Here is a 20,102-nt window from a genome sequence, read left to right on the forward strand (position 1 = left end):
CCTGAGGCCAAGCCCAGGCTCCCCGGCCAGGCCGCGCGCCTAAGGCAGCGTCTTCGCCCGCTCGAGGTGCGCCGCCACGACCGGCTGCGTCTTGGCGGCGTAGGCGAGCACCCGTGCGTCCCGACCAGGCAGGCTGCGGTACGTCTGGATAAGGTCGAGGGTCATGGCGTGGCCGTTGACCTGCACGTTCTTGTAGGCGGCATCAAAGGCAGCTCCCGACAGCGTGCTGAGGCGGTTATACAGGAGGCGCTGGTCTGCCCCCGGTTTGTCGGTCAGCCGCACGCCCTTCATGGCGGCGATGGCATTCAGCTCGTTCTGGGCACGGGTGTGCTCGGTAATCATCATCTGAGCGAAGGCGCGAACCTGGGCATTGCTGCTCTTTTGCAGGGCAAGGCGCGAGGTCTCGATCTCCGCGAGGTTACTCATGGTCATAACTTCCATAAAGAGCACGTCGCTGTCGTTCGAGACCTGAGCGGTGCTCACGGGACCCATCGGCATCCCGGCCATCCCGCCAGCGAGGGCGGTCGGGAAAACGAGGGAGAGGGCCAGCATGGAAACAAGACGGCGGTTTTTCATGGCACAACCTCCAAACAGGGTGTTGACCGCAGCTTGGCAGCCTGGCCCGGCGGGTAACAGCGCCTCGCCTTCACGTGGTCATAAGTTCGGGTCAAGGAAGTTTTGAGAGTTGCTCGAAAAGGTATGCCGGCGACAGTCCGGCACCACCGTGCTGCTCAATCCTCCCACTCGCTGACCGGGATGAACGCCACGCCCTCGCCCTCGGTCGCGGTGACGTTGTAGCGGGCGTCAAAGCGCACCACCAGCTCGCCCCGGTCGAAGTGCTGCGCGCTCACCACCGGCTTGCGAAACAGGTAGCCGCCCCCCTCGTCCGCCCCGATGTGGGCGGCCTTGGTAAAGCGGAATTCCACCACGTCCCCGTGGCGCAGGGTGCGAACACGAACGCGAAAGGTCTGCTCGTCTTCCTGCCTCACGTACGGATGGCTGGGTTTTTTTCTGCCAAAGAGGCCAAACATCTCTAGAGCTCCTGCATCAGCCGGGTCAGCAGCCGCACATGGTCCGGCCAGCGGTCGAGACGAACGTGTTCATGGGCGGCATGAGCACCGTCGCCGGGCGCTCCCAGACCGTCCAGCGTGGGCGTGAGGGGTGCAGTGAAGTTGCCGTCGCTGCCGCCCCCCACCACCTCACCGCTGATCTCGAAGCCCAGCTCGCGGGCAAGGGCCTGCGCACGCGCGAAAAGCCCCTCCGTCCCGGGACCCCGCTCGAAGGGAGGACGGTTCAGGCCGCCCGTTACGGTAAGCCGCACGCGCGCGTCTTGTGGCCGTAGGGCCTGGATGGCCCTGGTGATGCGCTCGCCCTCCGCCAGGGTGGAAACACGCACATCGACTTCCAGAACACACTCTGGGGGAATCACATTCGTGGCGGTCCCCCCACGAATCAGACCGACGCTGACGGTGGTGCCCACCTCCGGGCGGGCGAGGGCCTCGACCTCCAGCACCGCGCGGGCGGCTGCGGTGATCGCGCTCGCCCCCTCTTCGGGCTTGTTCCCCGCGTGGGAAGCGACGCCGTGAAAGGTCAGCACGAAGTCGCCCACACCCTTGCGCCCCACTTTCAGCGCGTGGCTGCCAGCGACGGGCGGCTCGACGACAAGCACCGCCCGCGCCCCCCGCGCCGCCGCCTCGATGTGCTCGCGGCTGCTGAGGCTGCCGATTTCCTCATCAGGCGTAAGCAGCACCTGCACGCCGCCCACAGGCCACCTGCCACCCAGAGCCCGCAGAGCATGAAAGGCCCCCACGATTCCGGCCTTCATGTCGTAGGTGCCCGGACCGTAGGCCCGCTCCCCCTCCACCCGAAACGGCATGGCCGCCAGCGTGCCCTGCGGCCAGACCGTATCGGCATGCATCAGCACGAGCAGGGGCCGAGCTCCCGCCTCCACCCCAAACTGAAAGCGGCGGGTGCCGCCGGGCAGGGCGCGGGTCTCCGCCCCCAGATCACGTGCCCAGCCCTCCACCGCATCCATCACGCGGTTCACAGCGACAACGTCGGTCGAGGGCGATTCGAGCTCCACCAGGGTTCGCAGGTCGGCGAGCATCGCCGCAAGGTCAGGCTGCATGCCCTCCATGCTACCGCCGCCCCCACGGCAGACGCCCCGCACCATCCGCGCAGAAGGCGGAATGCGGGGCGCTTGGGGCAACTTCAGGCGAGCAGGGCCACCTGCTGCGGGTCGGCTTTGAGGGTGACACGGCCCTTGAGGTACAGGTCATTGAGCGCCTGCTGCCCAAAGATCCGCGCGAGCCGGGTACTCGTCAGTTCGATGGTTCGGCCGGAGACTTTCAGGCGGACGATATCGATGGTTCCAGGCACCCAGGTGCAGGAAAGTTCGTGCATTCACGCCTCCAGTGGGAGTGGGTTGATGCCCCCGCACGTGCAGGGGGGCAGGTGGTCGACCGCTCCAGTACGCTCAGGCTAGACCGTGACCGTGCTCGCTGGGCAAGAACCAGCTTTTGCCCTCTTGAGCGAAACATCATGAGGCCCAACTTGTGGTTGACTGCCGTATGACCTCATTTCAGCGTGCTGTTCCCGGCCCCGAGAGCCTGCTCGCCCTTTCATTCCCCTCCGATCCTCAGCTCAGCCCGGAGGGCCACCGCGTCGCCTTTGTCCTGACGCGGGTGGAGGAGGAAACCCCGCACCAACCTGACCCCGACTTCCCAAAGCCCCGGTACCGGTCACACCTGTGGCTCTCGGCGGGTGGAGAGGCCCGGCAACTGACCCGGGGAGAGGGCCGCGACAGCTCACCGCGCTGGTCCCCAGACGGGATGACCCTCGCTTTTGTGCGTGAGGGGGGCGGGGAAAAGGCACAACTGTTCCTGCTGCCGCTCACGGGAGGTGAGGCGCAGCGGGTGACACGCTTTCGGGGCGGCGTGCAAGACGTACAGTGGAGCCCGGACGGGCGCTGGCTGAGTTTCCTGAGCACGGGAGACGACGAGGACCGGCGCGACGAACGGGGTGAGGCGCGCGTCATCACCCGACCCCGCCCCCGCTTCAATGGGCGCGACTGGCTGCCCGAACGGCCCGCTCGCCTCTGGCGCTATGACCTCACCACAGGAGAGCTGCACGAGTGGCTGACGCCCACCGTAGAGGTCACAACCTACGCCTGGTGGCCCGACAGCCGCGGCGTCCTGCTCGTTTCGAGCGCGACCGAGGAGGATGCCGTGCAGTGGCGGCAGGAGGTGGACACGCTGGATCTGGACGGCAAGCGCACTCGCCTCACCCGCTGGAACTCGGCCATTGGAACGGTTCTTCCCCACCCAGACGGCGTGCGCTTTGCGCTGGTCGGCCGCCCCGAGGGGAAGGGCAGCCCCGAAGACCCGCACCTCTTTCTGGTGGAGGGAGATGGGCGCTGGCGGCGGCTGGATGCGGGTTGGGACCGCCCCATCGGCAATCTGGTCGGCGGTGACTGCCATGTGGGGGCCTTTCCCGAGCGGCCCGTATGGCTAGACGACGAGACCCTGCTGGTCCTGAGCACGGTGGGCGGCTCCTGCGGCCTGTTCCGAGTGGGGCTGGACGGCACCGTCACCCCCCAGGACCATGATCCTCAGACCGTTATTTCTGCCTTTACTGCGCGGGGAGGCGGCGTGGCCCTGATCCGCGAGCGGGCAGACCGCTTTCCGGAGGTAGAACTCAATGGCGTCCGAGTGACGGAGCTGCAAAGCTGCCTCCCCTTCCCGGCCCGCACGCCGCAGCGCGTGACCTTTTTCAATGAGCTGGGGGAGGGCGAGGGCTGGGTGCTGCTCCCGGACGGAGACGCTCCCGCGCCCGCCGTGCTGAGTATTCACGGGGGGCCACACACCGCCTACGGGCACGCCTTTATGCACGAATTTCAGCTCCTTGCGGCGCACGGCTACGCGGTGTGCTACAGCAATCCGCGGGGCAGCGCGGGCTACGGGCAAAGCTGGTCGTCGGCCATCTTCGGCCGCTGGGGCACGGTGGACATGGCAGACCTCTTGGCTTTTTTGGATGCCTGCCTCGCAGCCTCCCCGGCCCTCGACTCGGGGCGGACGGCGGTGATGGGCGGCAGCTACGGCGGCTACATGACCAACTGGATCACCGGGCACACCGACCGCTTTAGAGCGGCGATCACCGACCGCAGCATCTGCAACCTGCTCTCGTTCGGGGGCACCTCCGACATCGGCATGCGCTTCTGGGACGATGAGTTGGGCCTCAACTTCCACCGCAGCGCCGACGCCCCACGGCTCTGGGACATGAGCCCACTGAAATACGTCGAGCAGGTTCGCACGCCCACCCTGATCGTTCACTCGGTCCTCGACCACCGCTGCCCCATCGAGCAGGCCGAGCAGTGGTACGCAGCGCTGCGTCTTCACGGCGTTCCCGTGCGCTTTGTGCGCTTCCCCGGCGAGGACCACGAGCTGTCACGCTCGGGCCGCCCGGACCGCCGCCTCAAACGGCTCGAGGAATACCTCGCGTGGCTCGAGACGTGGTTGCAGGCCACAGAACCCCGTGAGCAGCGAGCGACCGAGACGACGGCTTAGGTCTACGCTCGCCGAAAAGGAAGAAGGCCGGTCGTCACCGGCCTTTTTCCACCCTCTTGCGGCGCGCCCTACTCCTCGTCGCGGCGCTTGTTGCCCCAGCCACGGTCGGCACGGGCCCGGGGGCGAAACTCGCGGTCACCGAAGTCCTGGCGGTCCTCGCGGGGACGGAAGCCCCCCTGCCCGCCCTGGTAACCGCCCTCGCGGTCACCACGGAAGCCGCCCCGATCTTCACGCGGGCGGAAGCCCCCCCGATCTTCGCGGGGACGGAAGCCCCCTTGCCCGCCCTGGTAACCGCCCTCGCGGTCACCACGGAAGCCGCCCCGATCTTCACGCGGGCGGAAGCCCCCCCGATCTTCGCGGGGACGGAAGCCCCCCTGCCCGCCCTGGTAACCGCCCTCGCGGTCACCACGGAAGCCGCCGCGATCTTCACGCGGACGGAAGCTCCCCCGATCTTCGCGGGGACGGAAGCCCCCCTGCCCGCCCTGGCTCTCGCGCAGTTCGCGCATCTCGCGGCGCAGGCCGCGGATTTCTTTGCTCTGGGCCTCGAGCATCTCCTTCATCTCGCCCAGCAGCGCGAGCAGGTCGTCAGCGTCGATGTACTCGTCCTCGCCCTCCTCGTCCCCCGCCACGTTGCCGCCCTCTAGGGCAGCGCTCAAGCCCTCATGTTCAGCCTCCTGGGCGTCCAGCACGGGGTCCTCGTCGGGTTCGCCCTGAAGCTCGGGCAGGATGCCCCGCAGTTCTTCCGGAGTCTCGGTCGCGCCCCCGCCCATCGCGTTCGGGGTGTGCTGCCTGGTATCGTCGGTCATGATCTTCCTTTCCCTGCGCCTTCCCGGTGAGCCGGGCGGCCTGCCCTCCTCGGGCGCGCAGGCGTACCCCGGAGTCTACCACCTGTGCAGCGGCGGGGCTCAGGGACAGGTACGGGAAAGCGGGGCGAAGTCCCATGACCGTTCTCCCGCGTCCCTATACTCGCCCTCATGACGCGTGCCCTCTCTCTCCTGACCCTGCTGGCAGCCGCTACGGCCTGCGCGCAGAGCACGCCCCGCACCGTGACCATCGGCCTGGGGTACATCCCCAACGTGCAGTTCACGCCCTTCTATGTCGCGGACCGGCTGGGCTACTACCGCGCCGAGGGGCTGAACGTGAAGTTCCAGCACGGCTACGTTTCGGAGCTGATGCCGCTCCTGCTTCAGGGCAAGCTCGACTTCATCGTGGGCGACCCCGAGGACGCCATCTTTGCCCGGAACCAGGGCGCGCCCGTGCGGTACATCATGGCGATGTACCAAAAGGCCCCGATCACCGTCTTGAGCCTCAAGCCCCTGAACCGGGCTGCGGACCTCAAAGGCAAGACGCTGGGCATTCCCGGCACCTTTGGCAGCAGCTACGCCGCGACGCGCGCCCTGCTGGAGAGCGCGGGCCTGCAAGAAGGCCGTGACGTGCGCCTCGCCCCCATCGGCTTTACCCAGCTCGAGGCCGTGCGGGCTGGCCGGGTAGACGCCGCTGTAGGCTACGTGAATAACGAGGTCGTACAACTCCGGCAGGCCGGGCAAAAGGTGTACACGCTTGACCCCAGCAGCGCGTACCCGATGGTTGGCGCAGGTCTCATCACCCTCGACAAGACCCTGAAGGGCGACCTGGCCCGCAAGGTCGTACGCGCCTCGCAGCGCGGCCTGAAGTTTACGGTCGCAGACCCCGCCCGCGCCTATAGGATCGCGCAGCCGGTCTTCGGAGCGGGCGGCGGTTCGCTGGAGGTCCTGCGGGCCAGCACACCGCTGATCGAGAGCGCCTACACCCGAGCCAACGGCCTGGGGGCCAGCGACCCCGCCGCCTGGGCCAAGGCCGTTGCCGCGCTGGTTCGGCAGGGCAGTCTGCCCGGCGGCACAAAGGCCGAAAACTTCTACACCAACAGCCTGGTCAGCAAGACGGTGCGCTGAGGCGAAGCAGACCAGCGGGGACCCAGCCGCGTTATCTGCTGTCTTTGTCGCCCCCTAGGAGGTCACCCAGGGCCCGGCTGACGTCAGAGGGCTTCTGGTATTCCTCGTCGGAAAGGCGGCCTAGGGCTGCGCGCACGTTCTCATCCGCGCCGTTGTGCTCGGCGGCCTCGATCAGGGCCCGCTTGCTGGCCGGATAATCCACGCCCCTGAGATGCTTCTGAAGCTGAATGGGATTGATTCCCGCGTCCTCGTCTCGGTCGCCGTCCCGCTCCGGTCGGTCGTCTTGGTCCTTATGGCCTCTGTGCCCGCGACCTTCCGGGCTCTCATCGTCACCTCCCCCGTTGTCGCCAAGGGCCCGGCTCACGTCGGCGGGGGTCTGGTATTCCTCGTCGGGAAGCGCGTTCAGGGCCGCGCGCATGTCCTCATCCGCGCCGTTGCGTTCGGCCGCCGCCACGAGGTCCCGCTTGCTGGCCGGGTAGTCCACGCCCCTGAGGTGCTTTTGAAGCTGGATCGGGTTGATCTTTGCCATGTCGCCCTCCTGGGGCCAATTATCCGGGCCGGGAGGCACCGCGAAGGCTCACGGACCTTTACACCCGCTTAAGCCGGGAGAGGCTGAAGCAGCTCGTTTTCCAGCACGACGGGCAGCGCCAGCGTCTGGTAGCCCTGCTCGTCAAACAGCACAGTTATCTTCTCACCCTCATACCGCACCACCTGGCCCGTGCCAAAGCTGGGGTGCCGGACGCGGCTGCCCAGGGCAAAGGGCACCTTCGTGCCCGCTTCCGCTCCCGGACTGTGGCCCGCGTCGCAGTTGTCACAGCGGCCACAGGGCGGGCTGTACTGCTCGCCGAAGTAGCTCAGCAGGTACTCGCGGCGGCAGGCCCGCATCTCGGCGTAGCCGCGCATCATCTCCAGTCGGGACCACTCGAAGATGCGGCGGTGTTCCTGCGCCAACGCCGCCTCAGCCGCCACCTCCGGAGCCTCCGGCCCCTCAAAGGCCACCACCTGGCCGCTGGGTAGTACCTCGAGCGCCCCGACCTCCTCCAGGCGGCTCACGGCGCTCAGCAGGCGGCTGGGCGAGAGGCCGGTTTCCTCGCGCAGCTCGGCGGGGTCCACCGGCTCGGCATGCTGCTGCGCGGCCCGCAGGACCTGTTCGACTTGGTCGGCGTCCACAACAGCCGTGCCCGCGAAGAAGCGGCGCAGCTTGAGGTCGCCGGGCGTGAAAAAGAGGATGGCAGAAGCCGCTTCCCCGTCCCGTCCTGCTCGCCCGATCTCCTGGTAGTAGGCGTCGATGGACCCGGAAATGTCGAGGTGATGCACAAAACGCACGTTCGGCTTGTCGATGCCCATCCCAAAGGCGGTGGTGGCTACAATCACTTCCAGCTCATCCGCCATAAACGCGGTCTGCACGGCCTCGCGCGCGCTGGCGGTCATCCCAGCGTGGTAGGCGGCCGCCTGCACCCCACGTTCCCCCAGATCGCGTGCGAACGCTTCTGCTCCCCTGCGGGTGGCCGCGTAGACAATGCCGGGTTTGTGAGCCTCCACCACGGCCTCCAGCAGGGCCGTCCGTTTGGTGCCCTCGTCCGCGAACGGCCGAACCGCAAGGTGGATGTTGGGGCGGTCGAAGCCGCGTACGAGCACGCGGGGGTGACGCATGCCCAGCCGGGCGACGATCTCCTCCCGTACGGGCGGCGCGGCAGTCGCGGTGAGGGCCAGGACGGTCGGGTGCCCCAACGCCTCCACCACCCCGCCAAGCCGCAGGTACTCCGGGCGGAAGTCGTGGCCCCATTCGGAGACGCAGTGCGCCTCGTCGACCACGAACAGCGAGGGTTCGGCGGCCCGCAGGCGTTCTAGCGTCTCCTCGCTGCTGAGCTGCTCGGGGGCCAAGAACAGAAATTCGAGGTCACCCTCCTCCAAAGCAGCAAAGGTTGCCGCGCGCTCAGCGGGTTTCACGGTGGAGTTGATCAGGGCCGCCTGACCGGGCGCGCTTTCCTCCAGCGCCTCCACCTGGTCCCGTTGCAGCGCAATCAGGGGGGAAACGACGACGGTCGGCCCGCTCAGCGAGAGCGCCGCGATCTGGTAGATGGCCGACTTGCCGCTGCCGGTCGGCATGATGGCGAGGGTGTCGTGGCCCGCCAAGACGGACTCGATGGCTTCTTTCTGGCCGGCGTGCAGGTGATCGTACCCAAAAACGTCCTGGGCGATGCGCTGCGCGCGTTGCATGGTTTTGGTGGATCGGGGCATGAATGCTTCCTTTCAGGGCTCGGGTGGACGGTTGAACTTTCGGAATCCGGAATATGTCCGTGAGCAGCGTTTACAACCAGCCACGCCGCCGGGCTCCCGCCAGGATCAAGGCCGAGAGCAGGAGCAGGACGCCCACGATCACCAAGAACCCCTCCCAGCCGGTTTTGGACCACGGCACGTCGAAATTCATGCCAAAAAGGCCCGAGACGAGCGCCCACAGCCCCATCACCACGGTGGCGACCGTCAGGAGCTGCATGGTGTCGTTTGTGCGCTGGCTAAGGCTACTCATGTACAGGTCAAAGGAGCCCAGGATGCCCTCCCGTACCCCCTCGACCGAGGTGACCGCCCGCTCGAAGCGGTCTTCTAGGGCGTCGAAGTTCCGGGCGGATTCGGGATCGGCCAGCGCTTTGAAATCAGGACGGGACAGGGTGGCGTACACGTCGCGGTGAGCGGTGAGGAGGCGGCGCAGTTCACCGGTTCGCCGGCGGCAGCGCACAAGCTCGCTCAGGAAGTCCCGACCGGAAGACCGCCGCAGGATGTCCTCGTCCAGACGGTCAAGCTGGCTTTCGAGCGCCTCGACCTCGTGCAGATAACTGTTGAGGTGCCAGTTGAGCAGCGCGGCCAGAAATGTCTCGGACGTGAGCTGACCGAGTTTGCCGTTGCCCCGCTGCTGTTGGGCAAACTCGCTCACAAAGCCCACGTTCTCCGGGTGAACGGTCAGCAGGACGTTGGGACCAACCACGATATTCAGCTCGTCGCCGATGAGCCGCCCGTCCTGTTCCCGCACGGCCTGCACGTCCACCCGGAAGACCTCGCCGTAGCTCTCCACACGGGGCTGAGGCACAGGGTCCGCCAGGTTCTGCACAGCCCGCCGGTCTAGCCCGAGAAGGGCCGCGACCCTTTCTAGCTCCCGTGCCTCCCGACCCGGCACATCCACCCACAGAAGCTGCGACGCGCACAGCCCCTGCACGAGTTCCTCACTGAGCTGCACCTCCCGGTCGTGACCCTCCGCGCCAAAGAGGTAGACGCGGAGGCCCCGGTTCTCCTCGTTCTCTCGCCGGGGGGTGGTCACAGCGTCTCCCCCCCGGCAACCGGCAGGGCAGAACGCAGCCCGTTTCGGTGTCCTGGGTGCACCCTTGGCCTTGAAGTTCCTGACATACCCACCCACAGTGAAGCAAAGGGCACTCAGGCAAAGCCACCACCTTCAGAAACGGGCCTTGTTTCTTTTTAAAGCTTTAAGGAGAAAGGGCTGAATCTGCCTTCAGCCCTCACAAATGTCCGCCCGATACGCAGAGTGGCCTATGCAGCGTTCCGCGGCTTCCTCACTGCTCACTCACCTGCTACTGTAAGGCATCACCGGAAGGAGGTGCCGTGCATGACCGACAACCCCACTGGCAGCCTGACCGCGACCCTACAGGAACTTCTCGCCGCCCCCAGGAGTTACTTTGCCGCACCCCATCCCACCGGTTCCTCGCTTCTGCACGCGTAACGCGCCCCCGGGGCGCCCATGAGTGCCCGCTGGCTCACAGACGAAGACACGGACGCTTCGCCGAGCCGCCGCCTCAAACGCAAGGCCCAAAAGCCCCTGGGCCGCCGCCGGCTCGCGGACCTGACGGCCGATCCGGAGAGCGGGGACACGCAGGACCAACTCATTCGGTTTCTGATCGAGCGTGGGCACATCACCACGGTGGTGGCCGAACTCGCGAGCGGCAAGGAGGCGACGACCTATGTGGCCCGCGGCCCCCGCGGCAGCGTCCTCTTGAAGCTCTACCGCGACCTCGAAACCCGCGCCTTTCGACGCGACGGTGTGTACCGCGAGGGCCAGGTGATCCTGGATAGGCGCGCCGCCAAGGCGATGAGACGCCGCAGCCGCAAGGGGCGGGCGCTTCTTCAGGCGAGCTGGGTCTGTGCCGAGTACGCGCACCTGTGGCACCTGTGGCGCGCGGGCCTGAATGTTCCCGAACCGCTTGTTGGCCCCGAACCCTCCGAGTACGAACAGACTGTTCCCGCCGTCCTGATGCGCCTCTGTGGGAGCGAGGACACGCCCGCTCCCCGCCTCAGCGACGCCGTCCTCACACCCGCAGAGGCCCGCAGCGCGTGGGAGCAGGCGGTGCAGGGCTTGGCCGACCTGCTGCGGCTGGGCTACGCCCACGGCGACTACAGCACCTACAACCTCTTGTGGTGGGAGAACCGCGTGACCATCATCGACTTTCCACAGCTCACGACCCGCTCGAACCCCAAGTTCCGCGACCTCCCGCGCCGCGACGCCGAGAGCCTGGCGGGCAGCTTCCGCCCACATGGCCTGGAGACCACGGGCGAACAGACCCTGCGCGAGGTGCAGCGCCGGGCGGCAGGACCCGGACCGACTCCGCGGGTGTTGCTGCCGTAGCTGCGCTTGCTGGCGGCAAAAACACGACTTGCCGAGTGTTCTAAGCTTTTCCGTATGCGCACCCTCGAAACCTGCCTGTACGTGGATGACCTCAACCGGGCCGAGACCTTCTACTCGGAGGTGCTCGGCCTCCCGCTGTACGGCAAGGTGGCGGGGCGGCACCTGTTTTACCGGCTGGAGGACAGCATGCTGCTGATCTTCGACCCGCGGGCAAGCGCGCAGCCGGGCGACGTGCCCCCACACGCCGGGAAGCCGGGCGGGCACGCTTGCCTCGCCATTCGGCGGGAGGAGACGGACAGCTGGCAGGCACGGCTGGAAGAACGTGGCCTCAAGGTCACCCGTTATGCCTGGGGGGACCGCGGCGAGAGCCTGTACTTCGAGGACCCTGCCGGGAACGTGCTGGAACTCGCCCCTCCGAGCATCTGGGGCTTTACGCTGAAAGAATGAGCCGTCCCCTCACCTTTCTCCTCGTCCTGCTCCCCTTCCTGCTCGCCTCGAGTGCAGCGCAGCGGCGAAAGGACGCCAAGCGTGAGCGTTAAGCCCTGGCGCTCCGTGCTGTACGTTCCCGGCGACAAGCCGCGCGCGATCGAAAAGGCCCGGACGCTGCACGCCGACGCTGTCATCCTCGATCTAGAGGATGCCGTTGCCCCCGAGCACAAGGACGCGGCGCGCGGCAACGTGAAGGAGGCGTTGGCGTGGCGCTGGCCGGGACCGCTCCTCGTGCGGGTCAACGGCCTGGGCACGCCCTGGGAACATTCCGACCGCGAGATGGCCCTGCTCGCGGGCGTAGACGGCCTGGTCCTGCCCAAGGTGGAGGACGCCCGCACCGTGCGTGACCTGCACCTGCGCGTCCCCCTCTGGGCAATGATCGAGACGCCCCTGGGCGTGCTGCGCGCCCCCGAGATTGCAGCCGTGCCGGGCGTGGCCGGCCTGATCGTGGGTGCCAACGATCTGGCGCGGGCGCTGCGAACCCGCCCGCATCCACAGAGACTGCCACTGCTGCAGGCCCTTTCGGCGGTCGTGCTGGCGGCGCGGGCGCACGGCAAGGTACCGCTCGACGCCGTCTTTAATGACGTGCGCGACGCCCAAGGGTTTGCCCGCGAGTGCGAACAGGGCCGCATGCTGGGCTTTGCCGGGAAAACAGTGATTCACCCGGACCAGGTGGCGGCAGCGAACGCGATCTTCGGTGTGGGCGAGACGGAGGCCGAGGACGCCCGCGCCCTCCTCGCCGCCTGGCAAGAGGCCCGTGCGGCGGGCAAAAGCGTGGCGACGTACCGTGGCGCCCTGATCGAACAGATGCACGTGGACGCGGCACAGGAGGTGCTCGAGCTCTGGGAGGCCACCCGCTCCTGAGCCCTGTGCAGCGGTGGGGCGTTGCTTTATCACAGCAAATCGCTTTACTCTGATTAAGCAATGCCCCTTCCCCTCACCGAACGCGAACGCGCCCTGCTCGCCCTGATCCGCGAGTCGCCCCTGGGGACTCCAGAGGAGTTCGCGCGCCGTTTGGGGACCTCGCGGGCGGCCATCAATGTTCACGTGAGCAACCTGATTCGCAAGGGGGCACTTCTGGGACGCGGCTACGTGGTCGCGCCCCAGGAGGCCCGGCGGGTGGTCGTGGTCGGCGGCGCGAATCTGGACGTCAAGGTCCGTACCCTCGCCCCCGCCGTGCTGGGCACGAGCAATCCGGGAGTGAGCACCCAGGCGCCGGGCGGCGTGGCCCGCAACATCGCGGAGAACCTCGCGCGGCTGGGGGTGGACACGCACCTGATCGCCGTGGTGGGGCGTGACCCTCCCGGTGACCTGCTGCTGCGTGAGACGGAGGCCGCCGGAGTGGACGTTCGTTCGGTGCTGCGGGTGGATGGCCCGACCGGCACCTACACGGCGGTGCTGGACGACCGCGGTGAACTGCTGATCGCCGTGGCGGCGATGCAGAGCATGGACGCCCTCACACCCGCTGCCCTGCAGGAACGTCGGGGCGTGCTGCGGAGTGCGGCCTGGATCGTCTCTGATGGCAACCTCAGCGCCGAGAGCCTGACCTCCCTGCTCACCCTCGGGGCGGAGGCGGGGGTGCCGGTGGTCTTTGAGCCGGTCAGCGTCCCCAAGGCTGCGCGGCTTCTCCCCGCCCTGCACGCTGGACTTGCCCCCCATACCGTAACGCCGAATGTCGCGGAACTCGCCGCCCTGGTGGGCCGGGAGCTGGCTGACGCCCCAGAGTCCCTGCGGGACGCAGCCAGAGAACTCCACGCCCGGGGGGTACACACCGTCTGGGTCCGCCGGGGCGAACGCGGAAGCCTCCTCTCCACCCCGGACAGCCTGACCGAATGCCCTGCCCTTTCCGCCCAGGTGGCGGACGTGACCGGCGCGGGCGACGCGATGCTCGCCGCGTACCTCGCCGCCCTTCTCGCCGGCTCCGCTCCTGCAGAAGCTGCCCGCCACGGCCACGCCGCCGCCGCCCTCACCGTGGAAAGCCCGCAGGCCGTTTCCCCTGCCCTCACGCCCGCAGCGGTGCGGGCACGCCTGCAACGTCCCGCGCCATAGGCGGTCGAGAGAAGCCACCACAAAGGAGCCTTTATGTCCATCCCCTCCCCCATCCGTCCCCAGGTCGCCCAGCTGCTGGACCTTCATCCCGAAGTCGCCGCCGCGCTCCTGAGCGGCGGGCCGGTCGTCGCCCTGGAAAGCACCATCATCAGCCACGGAATGCCGTACCCACAGAACGTGGAGATGGCCCGTGGGGTGGAGGCCGTGGTCCGCGAACACGGCGCCACGCCCGCGACCATCGCGGTGCTTGGTGGTCGCCTGAAGGTCGGCCTCACGCCAAACGAACTCGAACTGCTCGCCACCGATAAGACGGTGCAAAAGATCAGCACGCGTGACCTGCCCGTCACGGTCGCGCTTGGGGGCCACGGCGCGACCACCGTCGCCTCCACCATGCGCATCGCCGCGCTCGCGGGTATCCGCGTCTTTGCCACCGGCGGCACGGGCGGTGTTCACCGGGGCGCGCATGAGACGATGGACATCAGCGCCGACCTGACCGAACTCGCCCGCACCGACGTCTGCGTCGTGAGCGCGGGGGTCAAAAGCATCCTTGACATCGGCCTCACCCTGGAGGTGCTCGAGACCCAGGGTGTGCCCGCAATCACCCTGGGGGGGACGGAATTCCCTGCCTTCTACTCGCGCCGCAGCGGCTTCGCCTCGCCCCTCACGGTGCACAGCGAGGCGGAGGCGGCCCGCGTGCTGCACGCCAAGTGGACGCTGGGCCTTACGGGAGGCGTTCTGCTCGCCAATCCGATTCCCGAGGAGGCCGAAATTCCCGCCGAAGAGATGGCCCCGCAGATCGAGCGGGCGCTCGCGGATATGGCTGCCCTGGGCCTGACCGGCAAGGCGACAACGCCCTACCTGCTGGGCCGCATCGTGGAGATCACGGGGGGGCGCAGCCTGGCGGCGAATATCGCGCTCGTACGGCACAATGCAGCGGTTGCGGCGCGAGTAGCGGTGGCGTACGCCGCACTTCAGCGCTGAACCCCGCCAGGCCACCCCAGGACGCGCCCCCTCGCGGGGTTTAGGCGGGCAGCGGCGCGTCGATCTGGCGACCCTCGCCCTGCTCCTCGGCAGCGACCTCGGGCACGAGGGTGGGCAGGTCCTCCCCGTTCAGGGCCCGCTGAAGGCGAGTCTCGTCGATGGCGTTCTCGCTGCGGGCGATCACCAGGGCGGCCACGCTGTTCCCGATGAAGTTGGTGAGCGCACGCGCCTCGCTCATAAAACGGTCGATGCCCAGGATCAGGGCCAGACCCGCGACGGGCACATGCCCCACCGCGCTGAGGGTGGCCGCCAGGGTGATGAAGCCGCTGCCGGTCACGCCCGCCGCTCCCTTGGAGGTCAGCAGCAGCACGCCCAGCAGCCCAAGCTGCTGCCCTAGGCTGAGGTCAGTGTTGGTGGCCTGCGCGATGAAGAGGGCCGCCATCGTCAGGTAGATGGAGGTGCCGTCGAGGTTGAAGGAGTACCCGGCGGGCACGACGAGGCCCACCACGCTCTTTTGCGCCCCGGCGTGTTCCAGCTTGGCGATCAGGCGCGGCAGGGCGCTCTCGCTGGAGGAGGTGCCCAGCACCAGCAGCAGTTCTTCCTTGATGTAGCGGATCAGCTTCAGGATGGAGAATCCGGCGAGTCGGGCGATCAAGCCCAGCACCACGAACACGAACAGCAGGCAGGTGATGTAAAAGGCCACCATCAGGTAGCCGAGCTGCGCGAGGGTCCCCACCCCGTACTTGCCGATGGTAAAGGCCATCGCCCCAAAGGCCCCGATGGGCGCGAGCCGCATGATGAACCCGAGCATCACGAAGACGGCGCTGTTCACGGCCTCGATGCCCGCCAGGATGGTCTGGCCCACCTTGCCCAGCCGCAGCAGGGCGAAGCCAAACAGGAGCGCGACAAGCAGCACCTGAAGGAGGTCTCCTTGGGTAAAGGCGCTCACCAGCGTGTCGGGGATGATATGCAGGACGAAGTCGGCAACCGACTGCTCCCCGGCCGCCTCGGTATACCGGCTGATGCCGCTGGTATCGAGGGTGGCGGGGTCCACGTTCATGCCGCGGCCCGGGCCAAGCACGTTCACGACCACCATCCCGATCACCAGCGCAAAGGTCGTCACGACCTCGAAATAAAGCAGCGCCTTGCCGCCCACGCGCCCGACCTTTTTGGTGTCGCGCATATGCGCAATGCCGCTCACGACGGTGGCGAAAATGATCGGCGCGATGATCATCTTGATCAGCTTGATAAAGCCGTCACCAAGCGGCTTGAGGCTCTCGCCGAAGCTGGGAAACAAAAACCCCACCACGACACCCAGCGCGATGGCGATCAGCACCTGAACATACAAACTGCGGAAGATTCTGGGCATACCTAGACCTCACCGAAAGGGAACACAGACAGGACACCACGGGCCTTAGGCCGTCCCCCACACGGGAGGGCACAAAGACCAACGCAAAACAGAAGGTGCCTGGACATGATGCCCCACCGTCTCCGGCTGGCGTACGCCCGCGGCCCGCACCCGGCCTTCCCCCAAGACTTTTGTCCTGCTGGACGCACAAAATACGCAGGCTTCCAAGCGGGGTATTGTCCACAGCGTGAACGAAATTCCAGGGGGGAGGTCCAGGGTCTGCCACACTGACCCCGGTGCCCTTCCGTCCTGCCCCGTCCACCACTGCTCCGCGTGCGGACGATGTGTCGAGCCTGGCACGCGAGGTGGCCTTGCCGCACACGCCCCGGCTGCTGCGGGTACAGCCCCGGCTCTTTCTCACGATCACGGCGGCCTTTCTGCTGCTGGCGCTGCCGCTGGCCCTGCTGGCAAGCGCGACCCTGCGCGGCGCGATCTACCGCACCTACGCTGACCGCGCGCTGCGCGAGTCGCACCTCGTCGCGACCCTGCCCCCCGTGCGAGCGGCCCTGGAGGGAGACCCGCTCGCGCGGAACACCCTGAATGCGCTGATCAACCGCTACCGGGTCCTCCTCGGCGCCGATTACGTGGTTGTGACCGACCGCGCCACCCGCCGCCTCACGCACCCCAACCCCAAGCGGCTGGGTGAGCCGATGGTGGGCGGAGACTTCCGCAGCTTTCTGCGGGGCCGCAGCATCACCGAGACTGCCCAGGGGACGCTGGGCCCTTCGGTGCGGGCGAAGGTTCCGGTGTGGGGGAGCAACGGGCAGGTGCTGGGCCTGGCGAGCGTGGGCTTCCTGCTGCCCCACCTTGGCGACGTGTTCGAGGCAGTGGTGCGCGTCGCTCTTCCCTGGTACATGGGGGCGCTGCTGCTGGCGCTCCTGCTCGCCTCTATGCTTGCGCGGCGGGTGCGCCGAGAGATGCTTGACCTCGAACCCGAGCAGATCGCCGGAGCCCTCCTTCACTACCGCACCGTGCTCAACGCCCTGGAAGAAGGGGTGCTGGTCGTGCGGGCCGGGCAGGTGCACGTGATGAATCCCCAGGCCCGCCTTCTGCTGGGTCTTGGGGAGGACGGGGCCGCGCTCCCGGTCCCGCTGGAGCGGCTGCTGCCCGGTCTGCTGCGCGAAGCCGCCCCGACTGGGCCCGAGTCGCCTCTTTCCCTGACGGTGCGTGAGCGGCCCCTGCTCGTGGGGGTACGACCCGTTCCAGACGGAACCCAGGTGCTGACCCTGCGCGACCTGGCCCAGGTCCGCGCGCTGGCCAACGAACTCACCCAGGCGCAGCGCTACGCCAACCTGTTGCGTGCCCAGACGCACGAATTCACCAACCGGCTGCACACCCTGGCGGGCCTCCTCCACCTCGGGGAAACGGCAGAAGCGCTGCGGCTGATCTACGCTCAGCAAGACCGGCACGCGGCGCACCTGGGCGCGGTGCAGGCGCTGCGACACGTGCGCCTGGCTGCCCTCGTGCTCGGTAAGTACGAGCGGGCGGCCGAATTGGGCGTGACCCTGACCCTCGATCCCCTCACGACCCTCCCGGAGAGCCTCCCGACCAGCGTGCTCGACCTCACCGAACTCGCGGTGGGGAACCTCCTCGAAAACGCCTTTGAGGCGCTGGCAGAAACAAAGGGCGGCGAGGTGCGCCTGCTGATCGCCGACGATCCGGAAGGGCTGCTGGTGGAGGTTCGCGACAACGGTCCCGGCGTGCCCGCCCCGCTGGCCGACACGCTCACCCAGCGGGGCGTCAGCAGCAAGGGGCCCGGGCGCGGCATCGGCCTCTCGTTGGTCCAGACCCGCGCCCACAACCTGGGCGGCACCCTCAGCCATGACCGCGTGACCGGCCCCGACGGTCAGGCCTGGACGCGCTTTACCCTGGAGATCCCCCTGTGACGCCCCCCATCCGCACCCTGATCGTGGAAGACGACCCCCGCATCGCCGCGCTGCACCGGGGCCTGCTGGAGGGCGCCGGGGACTTCGAGGTGCTGGGCACCGCCGAGACGCTGCGGGTGGCGCGGGCGATGGCCGAAACGCTGCGGCCCGAGCTGCTGCTGCTCGACGTGTACCTGCCCGACGGGCGCGGCTTGGACCTGCTGCGCGAGCTGCGCGCCCGTTCCGAGCGGGTCGACGCGGTCCTGCTCACCGCGGCCAGCGACATTCCCAGCGTGCAAGATGCCCTCGCCCTGGGAGCTGCCGACTACCTGGTCAAGCCGTCTTCGCCCGAGCGCTTTGCCCTGGCCCTTGACCGAGTGCGCGAGCGGGCCGCCCTGTGGAAACAGGACGCGGTGCGGCAGGGCCACCTCGACGCGCTGTTTGCCCGGCTCCCCGCGCCCCCCGCTGGCCTCGATCCCGACACCCTGCACCGCGTGCGGGCGGCCCTACGGGGCGGAGGGGCCCAGAGTGCCCGCGAGATCGGGGCGCTGCTCGGTCTCAGCCGCGTCACCGCCTGGCGCTACCTCGAACACCTCGTCGAGGCGGGCGAGGCCACCGCCGAGACGGACGCGCAGGGCATCGGCCGACCGGTCAAGCGCTACCGCCGGGCGTGACCCTGTTCCTGAGGGGGGAACGCGCCGCGTTCTTCGGCGCGGGGGGGTGGTACGCTCGGGAACGGTATGGACGCTTACGACGTGTTGGTGATTGGTGGCGGTCCCGCCGGGTACGTGGCCGCAATTCGCGCCGCTCAGCTCGGCTTTCGGGTCGCGTGCGTGGACGCCTTTACGCGAAACGGCAAGCCCTCGCTGGGCGGCACCTGCCTGAACGTGGGCTGCATTCCCAGCAAGGCGCTGCTCGATTCCAGCGAGAAATTCGAGATGATCACCCACGAGGCGCAGGAGCACGGCATCCAGGTGAGTGGCGCGAGTGTGAACGTGGGCCGGATGATGGGCCGCAAGGAGAGCGTGGTCGACAAGCTCACCGGCGGCATCGCCTACCTCTTCAAGAAGAACAAGGTCACCAGCTACCACGGCCTGGGCCGCCTCGTTCGCCAGGATGGGGACGCGTGGATCGTGGACGCGGCTGGAACAGAAGTGCGCGCCAAGAACGTGATCGTAGCGACCGGCAGCCAGCCCCGCCAGCTTCCTCTCGCGCCCTTTGGCGGGAACGTGGTGGACAATGAGGGCGCTCTCTCCTTTGCACAGGTCCCCGGCAAGCTGGGGGTGATCGGGGCGGGCGTGATCGGCGTGGAACTGGGAAGCGTGTGGCGCCGACTGGGCGCGCAGGTGACCATTCTGGAGGCTCTCCCCGGCTTCCTGATGGCCGCCGACGAGGCCGTGAGCAAAGAGGCCCTCAAGCAGCTCCAGAAGCAGGGCCTGGACTTCCACTTCGGGGTGAACATCACGGACGTCCAGCAGGACGAGTCGGGCGTGACCGTCACCTACGAGGAAAGGGGCGAGGCCGTGACCGCCCGCTTTGACAAGCTGATCGTCTCGATTGGCCGAGTGCCCAACACGCAGGGCCTGGGGGCAGAGGCCGTGGGGCTGAGCCTCGACGAGCGCGGCTTTGTGCGGGTCGACGACCATTACCGCACCAACCTCCCCGGCGTCTATGCCATCGGGGACGTGGTGGGCGGCGCGATGCTCGCCCACAAGGCCGAGGAGGAGGGCGTAGCGGTGGCCGAACTGATCGCGGGGCAGGCCGGGCATGTCAACTACGACGTGATCCCCTGGGTGATCTACACCAGCCCGGAAATCGCCTGGGCTGGCCTCACCGAAAAGCAGGCGAAAGAAAAGGGCCTCAAGGTGAGGACCGGCCAGTTCCCCTTCAGCGCCAACGGCCGTGCCCTGGGCCACGGCGACCCACGCGGCTTTGTCAAGGTCGTCGCAGATGCCGATACAGACAAGATTCTGGGCGTCCACATGGTCGGCCCGAACGTCTCCGAACTCATCGGTGAGGCGGTGACCCTGATGGAGTTTGGCGGCAGCGCCGAAGACCTGGGCCGCACCGTTCACGCTCACCCCACCCTCAGCGAAGTCGTGAAGGAGGCGGCGCTGGCGACGGACAAGCGGGCCCTGCACATGTAACGAGCGGTCAGCAGTCCGTCAAGTCAGCCGTCAGGAG

At 67.9% G+C, this 20,102-nt stretch carries 20 protein-coding genes; 11 read left to right on the plus strand and 9 right to left on the minus strand.

The genetic code is table 11. From position 1 onward, the window contains the following. Positions 1 to 39 precede the first annotated feature (39 nt). The 4 genes from EI73_RS07345 to EI73_RS07360 all read right to left on the minus strand — a co-directional run bounded on the left by EI73_RS07345 (position 40) and on the right by EI73_RS07360 (position 2,403). The gene (locus tag EI73_RS07345; RefSeq protein ID WP_051935442.1) at positions 40 to 576 is read right to left on the minus strand and encodes a DUF4142 domain-containing protein; all 537 of its coding nucleotides are present in this window, start codon (positions 574 to 576) and stop codon (positions 40 to 42) included. Positions 577 to 731: 155 nt separating this feature from the next. Further along, entirely contained in the window at positions 732 to 1,031 is a 300-nt protein-coding gene (locus EI73_RS07350; RefSeq protein ID WP_034385573.1) for a hypothetical protein, read from the minus strand. A gap of 2 nt (positions 1,032 to 1,033) precedes the next feature. Further along, the gene (locus tag EI73_RS07355; RefSeq protein ID WP_034385576.1) at positions 1,034 to 2,137 is read right to left on the minus strand and encodes a M20 family metallopeptidase; all 1,104 of its coding nucleotides are present in this window, start codon (positions 2,135 to 2,137) and stop codon (positions 1,034 to 1,036) included. Positions 2,138 to 2,211: 74 nt separating this feature from the next. Beyond that, a complete protein-coding gene (locus EI73_RS07360; protein ID WP_034385579.1) occupies positions 2,212 to 2,403 on the minus strand; it encodes a hypothetical protein in 192 nt (63 codons plus the stop codon). Between the two features lie 167 nt (positions 2,404 to 2,570). On the opposite strand from EI73_RS07360, the gene EI73_RS07365 reads away from it, so the two are divergent. Then, complete coding sequence (locus tag EI73_RS07365) at positions 2,571 to 4,565, plus strand: S9 family peptidase (protein WP_034385581.1); 1,995 nt, start codon at positions 2,571 to 2,573, stop codon at positions 4,563 to 4,565. Positions 4,566 to 4,633: 68 nt separating this feature from the next. On the opposite strand, the gene EI73_RS07370 is transcribed toward EI73_RS07365, so the two are convergent. Then, entirely contained in the window at positions 4,634 to 5,371 is a 738-nt protein-coding gene (locus EI73_RS07370) for a hypothetical protein (RefSeq protein WP_034385583.1), read from the minus strand. Here EI73_RS07370 and EI73_RS16245 point away from each other — a divergent pair. Together EI73_RS16245 and EI73_RS07375 are read left to right on the plus strand one after the other, a co-directional pair. After that, a complete protein-coding gene (locus EI73_RS16245) occupies positions 5,370 to 5,543 on the plus strand; it encodes a hypothetical protein (RefSeq protein ID WP_156103479.1) in 174 nt (57 codons plus the stop codon). The genes EI73_RS07370 and EI73_RS16245 overlap by 2 nt on opposite strands. After that, positions 5,540 to 6,496 carry an ABC transporter substrate-binding protein gene (locus tag EI73_RS07375; RefSeq protein WP_034385585.1) on the plus strand — a complete coding sequence of 319 codons (957 nt, stop codon included), beginning with the start codon at positions 5,540 to 5,542 and terminating at the stop codon, positions 6,494 to 6,496. Before EI73_RS16245 ends, EI73_RS07375 begins: the two co-directional genes overlap by 4 nt. A gap of 31 nt (positions 6,497 to 6,527) precedes the next feature. On the opposite strand, the gene EI73_RS15905 is transcribed toward EI73_RS07375, so the two are convergent. The 3 genes from EI73_RS15905 to EI73_RS07390 form a co-directional block, all read right to left on the minus strand. Further along, positions 6,528 to 7,025, minus strand: coding sequence for a DUF2795 domain-containing protein (locus tag EI73_RS15905; protein WP_231557304.1), 498 nt, complete (start codon positions 7,023 to 7,025; stop codon positions 6,528 to 6,530). Positions 7,026 to 7,093: 68 nt separating this feature from the next. Then, positions 7,094 to 8,737, minus strand: coding sequence for an ATP-dependent DNA helicase RecQ (locus EI73_RS07385; protein WP_034385587.1), 1,644 nt, complete (start codon positions 8,735 to 8,737; stop codon positions 7,094 to 7,096). A 70-nt stretch (positions 8,738 to 8,807) separates the two neighbouring features. Continuing rightward, positions 8,808 to 9,809 carry a CorA family divalent cation transporter gene (locus tag EI73_RS07390; protein ID WP_051935443.1) on the minus strand — a complete coding sequence of 334 codons (1,002 nt, stop codon included), beginning with the start codon at positions 9,807 to 9,809 and terminating at the stop codon, positions 8,808 to 8,810. A gap of 435 nt (positions 9,810 to 10,244) precedes the next feature. Here EI73_RS07390 and EI73_RS07395 point away from each other — a divergent pair, with 435 nt between their 5' ends. The 5 genes from EI73_RS07395 to EI73_RS07415 all read left to right on the plus strand — a co-directional run bounded on the left by EI73_RS07395 (position 10,245) and on the right by EI73_RS07415 (position 14,645). Next, on the plus strand, positions 10,245 to 11,126 hold the full coding sequence (locus tag EI73_RS07395) for an RIO1 family regulatory kinase/ATPase (RefSeq protein ID WP_034385589.1): 882 nt from the start codon (positions 10,245 to 10,247) through the stop codon (positions 11,124 to 11,126). Between the two features lie 54 nt (positions 11,127 to 11,180). After that, positions 11,181 to 11,573: a VOC family protein gene (locus EI73_RS07400; protein WP_034385591.1), complete on the plus strand. Its 393-nt coding sequence runs from the start codon at positions 11,181 to 11,183 to the stop codon at positions 11,571 to 11,573. 81 nt (positions 11,574 to 11,654) lie between these two features. Then, entirely contained in the window at positions 11,655 to 12,479 is an 825-nt protein-coding gene (locus tag EI73_RS07405; protein ID WP_034385594.1) for a CoA ester lyase, read from the plus strand. A 60-nt stretch (positions 12,480 to 12,539) separates the two neighbouring features. Beyond that, positions 12,540 to 13,664, plus strand: coding sequence for a PfkB family carbohydrate kinase (locus tag EI73_RS07410; protein WP_034385597.1), 1,125 nt, complete (start codon positions 12,540 to 12,542; stop codon positions 13,662 to 13,664). Between the two features lie 33 nt (positions 13,665 to 13,697). Next, positions 13,698 to 14,645: a pseudouridine-5'-phosphate glycosidase gene (locus EI73_RS07415; RefSeq protein WP_034385599.1), complete on the plus strand. Its 948-nt coding sequence runs from the start codon at positions 13,698 to 13,700 to the stop codon at positions 14,643 to 14,645. A gap of 40 nt (positions 14,646 to 14,685) precedes the next feature. On the opposite strand, the gene EI73_RS07420 is transcribed toward EI73_RS07415, so the two are convergent. After that, positions 14,686 to 16,014 (minus strand): dicarboxylate/amino acid:cation symporter, encoded by a 1,329-nt coding sequence (locus EI73_RS07420; RefSeq protein ID WP_034385601.1) that lies wholly within the window; start codon positions 16,012 to 16,014, stop codon positions 14,686 to 14,688. 275 nt (positions 16,015 to 16,289) lie between these two features. Here EI73_RS07420 and EI73_RS07425 point away from each other — a divergent pair, with 275 nt between their 5' ends. From EI73_RS07425 to lpdA, 3 genes are all read left to right on the plus strand, one after another. Next, positions 16,290 to 17,939 carry a sensor histidine kinase gene (locus EI73_RS07425; protein WP_231557305.1) on the plus strand — a complete coding sequence of 550 codons (1,650 nt, stop codon included), beginning with the start codon at positions 16,290 to 16,292 and terminating at the stop codon, positions 17,937 to 17,939. Then, positions 17,936 to 18,592, plus strand: coding sequence for a response regulator (locus EI73_RS07430; protein ID WP_034385606.1), 657 nt, complete (start codon positions 17,936 to 17,938; stop codon positions 18,590 to 18,592). Before EI73_RS07425 ends, EI73_RS07430 begins: the two co-directional genes overlap by 4 nt. 66 nt (positions 18,593 to 18,658) lie before the next feature. Further along, entirely contained in the window at positions 18,659 to 20,065 is a 1,407-nt protein-coding gene (lpdA, locus tag EI73_RS07435) for a dihydrolipoyl dehydrogenase (RefSeq protein ID WP_034385609.1), read from the plus strand. The last annotated feature ends 37 nt before the right edge of the window (positions 20,066 to 20,102 follow it).

Source organism: Deinococcus sp. YIM 77859 (assembly GCF_000745175.1).
Classification (GTDB): domain Bacteria; phylum Deinococcota; class Deinococci; order Deinococcales; family Deinococcaceae; genus Deinococcus.

Bases quoted from the DNA above. Each gene is read 5' to 3' on its own strand.
- EI73_RS07355 (WP_034385576.1), bottom strand. From the start codon at position 2,137: ATGGAGGGCATGCAGCCTGACCTTGCGGCGATGCTCGCCGACCTGCGA.
- lpdA (WP_034385609.1), top strand. From the start codon at position 18,659: ATGGACGCTTACGACGTGTTGGTGATTGGTGGCGGTCCCGCCGGGTAC.
- EI73_RS07410 (WP_034385597.1), top strand. From the start codon at position 12,540: ATGCCCCTTCCCCTCACCGAACGCGAACGCGCCCTGCTCGCCCTGATC.
- EI73_RS07400 (WP_034385591.1), top strand. From the start codon at position 11,181: ATGCGCACCCTCGAAACCTGCCTGTACGTGGATGACCTCAACCGGGCC.
- EI73_RS07395 (WP_034385589.1), top strand. From the start codon at position 10,245: ATGAGTGCCCGCTGGCTCACAGACGAAGACACGGACGCTTCGCCGAGC.
- EI73_RS07375 (WP_034385585.1), top strand. From the start codon at position 5,540: ATGACGCGTGCCCTCTCTCTCCTGACCCTGCTGGCAGCCGCTACGGCC.
- EI73_RS07345 (WP_051935442.1), bottom strand. From the start codon at position 576: ATGAAAAACCGCCGTCTTGTTTCCATGCTGGCCCTCTCCCTCGTTTTC.
- EI73_RS07370 (WP_034385583.1), bottom strand. From the start codon at position 5,371: ATGACCGACGATACCAGGCAGCACACCCCGAACGCGATGGGCGGGGGC.
- EI73_RS07420 (WP_034385601.1), bottom strand. From the start codon at position 16,014: ATGCCCAGAATCTTCCGCAGTTTGTATGTTCAGGTGCTGATCGCCATC.
- EI73_RS07365 (WP_034385581.1), top strand. From the start codon at position 2,571: ATGACCTCATTTCAGCGTGCTGTTCCCGGCCCCGAGAGCCTGCTCGCC.
- EI73_RS07350 (WP_034385573.1), bottom strand. From the start codon at position 1,031: ATGTTTGGCCTCTTTGGCAGAAAAAAACCCAGCCATCCGTACGTGAGG.
- EI73_RS07360 (WP_034385579.1), bottom strand. From the start codon at position 2,403: ATGCACGAACTTTCCTGCACCTGGGTGCCTGGAACCATCGATATCGTC.
- EI73_RS15905 (WP_231557304.1), bottom strand. From the start codon at position 7,025: ATGGCAAAGATCAACCCGATCCAGCTTCAAAAGCACCTCAGGGGCGTG.
- EI73_RS16245 (WP_156103479.1), top strand. From the start codon at position 5,370: ATGATCTTCCTTTCCCTGCGCCTTCCCGGTGAGCCGGGCGGCCTGCCC.
- EI73_RS07415 (WP_034385599.1), top strand. From the start codon at position 13,698: ATGTCCATCCCCTCCCCCATCCGTCCCCAGGTCGCCCAGCTGCTGGAC.
- EI73_RS07385 (WP_034385587.1), bottom strand. From the start codon at position 8,737: ATGCCCCGATCCACCAAAACCATGCAACGCGCGCAGCGCATCGCCCAG.